General features: G+C 36.0%; 3 protein-coding genes and 1 pseudogene. 3 read left to right on the top strand and 1 reads right to left on the bottom strand.

Annotated features, from left to right (window positions below; all coding sequences use genetic code 11):
• The coding region (locus EWZ81_RS04015; protein WP_524537610.1) for a class I SAM-dependent methyltransferase at positions 1-2,600 on the bottom strand (2,600 nt) is incomplete at its 3' end.
• 163 nt (positions 2,601-2,763) lie between these two features.
• Here EWZ81_RS04015 and EWZ81_RS04020 point away from each other — a divergent pair.
• From EWZ81_RS04020 to EWZ81_RS04030, 3 genes and pseudogenes are all read left to right on the top strand, one after another.
• Complete coding sequence (locus tag EWZ81_RS04020) at positions 2,764-2,910, top strand: hypothetical protein (protein ID WP_021173276.1); 147 nt, start codon at positions 2,764-2,766, stop codon at positions 2,908-2,910.
• Positions 2,903-3,916: an ArdC-like ssDNA-binding domain-containing protein gene (locus EWZ81_RS04025; protein ID WP_165549099.1), complete on the top strand. Its 1,014-nt coding sequence runs from the start codon at positions 2,903-2,905 to the stop codon at positions 3,914-3,916. Before EWZ81_RS04020 ends, EWZ81_RS04025 begins: the two co-directional genes overlap by 8 nt.
• Before the next feature lie 6 nt (positions 3,917-3,922).
• Positions 3,923-4,933 (top strand): annotated as a pseudogene (locus EWZ81_RS04030) (hypothetical protein); the annotation flags it as partial.

Here is a 4,933-nt window from a genome sequence, read left to right on the forward strand (position 1 = left end):
CTTCCAAACTCCCATGATTTGAAAGTTCTTGCGTCTATTTCATTGTTTTCTAAAGCGGTGTTTTGGATGACTTGATTAGGGTAGAGGAATTGAGAAATATTAGCGCTAATAGGATCTAATTCTGTTCCCATAAAGCGGTAATTCTTATCGCTTGGCGCATGAGCGATGAATTTGCCTGTGCCTAAACTGGGTTCAAAGATTTCTTTTGGATGGTTATTTTGATTAAACCCTAATTGATCTAAAGCCTGATAAATGCTATCAATAACCAATTTAGGGGTGTAGTAAGCGTCTCTTGTGCTTGAATAAGCTCTTCTGAATTCATCTTTAGTGAGTAAGGCTTTTAATTCTTCAAATTCTTTAGGGCGTTGATCTTTTTTAAAGTAGCTCTCTAAAGCGCCCCATCCGCTAAATTGCGCTAGGATTTCTTGCTCTTTTAAAGTGGCGTAATAATCGCCTTTTAAGATCTCTTGTTTGGCTTGCAATTCTTTTAAAAGCCTAATGGCTTCAATGTTAGCCTTATAGCGGGTTTTAGCCCCCTTGATTAAAACTTCTTCGCTCGGTTTAAAATCCATTTTAGGATTAAGGGGGATGGCTAGCGTGGATTGCGCGGTTTGTTCTTGTGTGGTTTGTTCTTGTGTGTTATTCAACTCTGCGCTCTTGTCTGTTATGTGGTTCTCTTGTGTGGGATTTAATCCTACGCTATTATTAGAGATAGCGTTTTTATCAATAGCTTGACTATCCAGCATGTTGAATGCGTTTAAGGCTTCGTTCGCTGTTTCAATGGATTTTTGAATGCGATTTTCTAAAATCTCTAAGACTTTTTTAGGGCTGATTTTTAATTGGAATTTATCATAGAAGATTTTAGTCGTAGGGTCTTTAAGGAGTTGTGTTCCTACAATACTATCCTTTAAAGGCTCGTTGTGGTAAATAGCTTCTAAGAGCCTGGATCTAAAATCAGGCTCACTCGCTATGGTGTTGTTTCTAATAGCGTTAAGCAAGCTTTCTAAATGGTTTAAATTTGATAAAAGTCTTCCCTCTTGATCCCTGTTTTTTTCAAGGTCTCTAAGTCCATTTGGTGCGCTGAGTCCTGCAAGATGTGATCGGCTTTGAGCAGGTAATAATACTGATTGATTTGAGCTTCCTTGAGCAATTCCAAATCGCTCACTCCTTGCGCCCTCTTGATTTGCGCTCCCATTCTGTCTAGGGCTTCTGTCTCCATTTTCGTTTGCTCTATCACTGCTTTTATCAAGCTCGTTATCGTTCTGCGATCTTTGGTTTTCATGGTCTGTGGGAAATAATGAGCCCACCTGTCCATGATCAAAAAGGCGTAAGCGTCCAGTCTGTCCTGGCTGTTCTCTAGAGAGAGAAAGCCCCAAATCTCTGGAGCTATTTTGTTGATGAGATGGGGATTGCGGTGTCTGTGGTATTCCTCTCTCATTTGGGGGATTATCCCCTTTTTCTTCGCTTCTTGCTCCATTTTCCATTCGGCTTGCTTGACTTGATGCGCCATTGCCATCCGCTCTTGCTGATACTCTATCTCCTCCAAATACATGTTCATGTAATCTATCTCGCTCTCTATGGGGTTTTTCTGAAACTGCCTGTTGGTCGCTAGATCTATAAACTCCTCTTGTTCCTCCCTGCTCTCTAGGCTCAATAAATAAACTAGAGTCTTGGTGTAAAAGTTCTTCATCACTCGATCGCTCCACTCCCTCTTGTCGTCCTCCATGTTCGCTTCTGCGGTGAATTTCTTGCGGAATTCCTGCTCTAGTTCTATTCGGCTCATCTGCGCGATTTGTTCTTTCTTCTCCATTTGGTTCTCCTAAATTTTGTCGCTCTAATTCTAAATCAGCCAAGCTTAAATTTGGATGATTATTATCATTATTTTTAATAATATTGTTAGAAGTATTAGTCTCTATTGTATTTTTAATAGTGTTATTAGTATTCAATTTGGTATTTTCATTGTTTATTGATTCAAAAGGCAGTTTGTTATAGAGCTTAAAATACTCATCGCTAGAAATACTGGGGATTATTTCTCTTACCAATTTACCATCTTTTGTTGTTTCTGCTTCTCGGTAAATATCTTTAAGATAGTCGTATTCTTTAGCGATTTCATTGCCATTTTCTAAGGTTTTCTTATGCGTTTCATTGTGGTGGGTCAATTGGATTTCTAAACCTTGCTCTTTCAATTCTTCTAAGCTGTTTTTGTGGGTTAAAATGTCAATTTCTTTTGAAAAAAATTCTTTATTTCTTATGGTATCAATCAGATCGTATCTTTTAGTTATGTGCCTTTCAAACCCTTCCTCATTCGCTTCATAAACACGAGGACTTTCTTTTATCTCACCATTAGCAAAGAAATTGACATCTTCTCTACTATTATCCTTATGCACTCGTCTTTCAAAGCTTAAATACCTTGCCCATTCAATAGGATTTCTAGAAATCATTCTTGCTGTATTGATTTGAGTTTTTACGACATAAGGGAGTGACTCTTGTGTTTCATTGACCTTGTCTGATTCTTCAATAAGATTGTTTGTTGCAATATCGCCATTATCTAAGATGCTAAATAAATTCGGTTGTGGGTTTTTGGGTTTCTTTTTTTGCATGTGTAATCCTTTAGAGTAGGTTTTTATAAGTAAAACCAAATTTGAGAAATAAAGAAACGCACATTTTTTTCAAAATTAGAGCATTTTTTAAAATCCATGTGCCTTTTTTCATTTACCTTACTTATGGCAAGTTTTTCCTCATCAATATTTTTAAGGAGCTATTATGCAAGAAAATGAAAACACATTAGAACAAGACGCTTTCTATGAAGCTGGGTTTTGCGATGAATTGAGCGTAGAAACCCAACACGAAGAATACATCGCTCAAAGAGATTTTGCAAAATCTAACCCACAAGGAGAAGAAGATGAATAATCTTAACAACTTAAGCGATGCGCAAATCAATGGCATGATTGATTATTTGCAAAACATACTTATGGAAAGGGGAGGGCTTAAGCAAGAGCCACCACAAAATTCAAACTATTCACACAATCTAGAAGAAACTAACGCGCAAAGAACCCAAGCAACCCAAGAGAATTCAGAAAGCAAAGAAGCTTTACTTAAAGCTAAATCCGGTCAAATCAACTATGTTAAAACAAGGATCATTCAGGGTTTGAAAGAAAAGAACTCGCCTTTTTGGGACAAGCCTGAAATAGTAGCTAACAAAGAAAGAGGGCATAACGCTTTAAATGGCGAACCTTATTACAATCTTAACGACATGCTTTTAGATATGGAAAAAAACCGCTTAGGGTTTCAAAGTAATGCATGGGTGAGTTTAGAGGAAGCTAAAATGCTTGGAGCGAGCAAAGAAGAAAGAGATGCGATTTTTAAAGCCACTCAAAATAAAGAAATCTCGCCTGTTCGTTTGATGTTTATTAAAAACAAAGAGCCTGTGCCTTTAGTGGATAATAATGGCGAATTAGTGATTGATAAAAACACTAAAAAACCTAAACACAAGCAGTTTGCTGTCATTGAAAATGGTCAAAAGGTGTTCAAACCTGCTTACAGAGACATTGAACCCCAAGCGCAATTCAAGTTTGTTTATAATGTAGAAATGTTTCCAAGCATTAACAAGGAAAAAATCAAACCTTTAAACTTGGATAAGCTCTTAAACTATGCCTATAAGACTAGGCTCTTCCATCAAAAAGATTATTCGCAAGAAAGAAAAGACAGGACAAACATTATTTACGAAGATTTGCATAGAGATTTGTCTCCAGATAACAGGAATGAAGCTTTATTGGAAAGAATGCGTAGCTACACTCTGCTTAAAAATGAAAAATACAATCAATTAGCAAATGAAACAAAGCAACAAACCCAAACACGCTCTCAATCTCAAAGCTATCAAAAGAAAAATAAAGCTTCTAGCGGTATTGAAAGGTAACCCATCATGATAGACAAAGCAAGAAAAAATCTCAAAGACCTTAAAAGCATTTTTCTGTATTGGTATGAGATGTTTGGTTCTAATGATAAATCTAAAGACATGATGAAAGCCTTTATAAAAGATTTGGCTTTCGCTAAAGATAGAAATGAGGTGATAAAAGCCCAAGATAACGAGTTAGTCAAAGAATTCATGCAAGAGTTAAACAGTCTCTCTTTTAAAGAGCAACTAGAATTTTATCAAACCAATAGAGATTATGATCCCAGCCTTGACAATGATGAAAACTCAAGCGAATTATTAGACGCATTCACTAGATCTTTAGAAAACTTAGAAAAACAAGAGATTATTCCTATTAGAGATCAAAAAAGAGAAAGCGGATTGCAAAACAATGAAGACCACAAGGAAAACGGCGAACTTGTTCCCCTTGACAAAAAAGAAGCTTCAAAAGAAGAAGAACTGGAAAGCAAGGAAAAAGAACCAAAAGAAACACTGGGTTTTAACCACTCTTTAGGCGTTAGTGTTTTAAAAAGTCGCATTGAAGAAGCTAAAAATCATATTTAATGAAAAAGAAAAAGGCTCTAACAAGCGATTTAGCGATAAGGAATTTAAAAAATTCCTAAAAGACAGAGCTAAAAACAGCATGACTAATGAAGAAATGCAAGTGCTTTTATTGATGATCAACAACAAAAAAGGTAATCTAAGACCTAGTCATAAGGAATTTTTACAAGAATGCCTAATAGAAGCGGTTTTGCACAATAAAAATATCAATAAGACCACTGAGTATGCCATTAGAAAAAATGTCGCACACTTGCCCATCAATAAAACAGAAAGCTTTTTAGTTAGAACTTATAATCATTCATTGGGGATTTTTAATGAAAATATTGCCAAAAAACTTAAAATCCCTAAAAAAGAAAAAGAAATACTACAGCCTTTAAATGCAAACGAAGAACAAGCTTTAAACACCGCTTTAGAAAACAATGAAATAGACGCAAGAACTTTCAAATCATGGGAGTTTGGAAG

Source organism: Helicobacter pylori (assembly GCF_011140715.1).
Lineage (GTDB): Bacteria > Campylobacterota > Campylobacteria > Campylobacterales > Helicobacteraceae > Helicobacter > Helicobacter pylori_DA.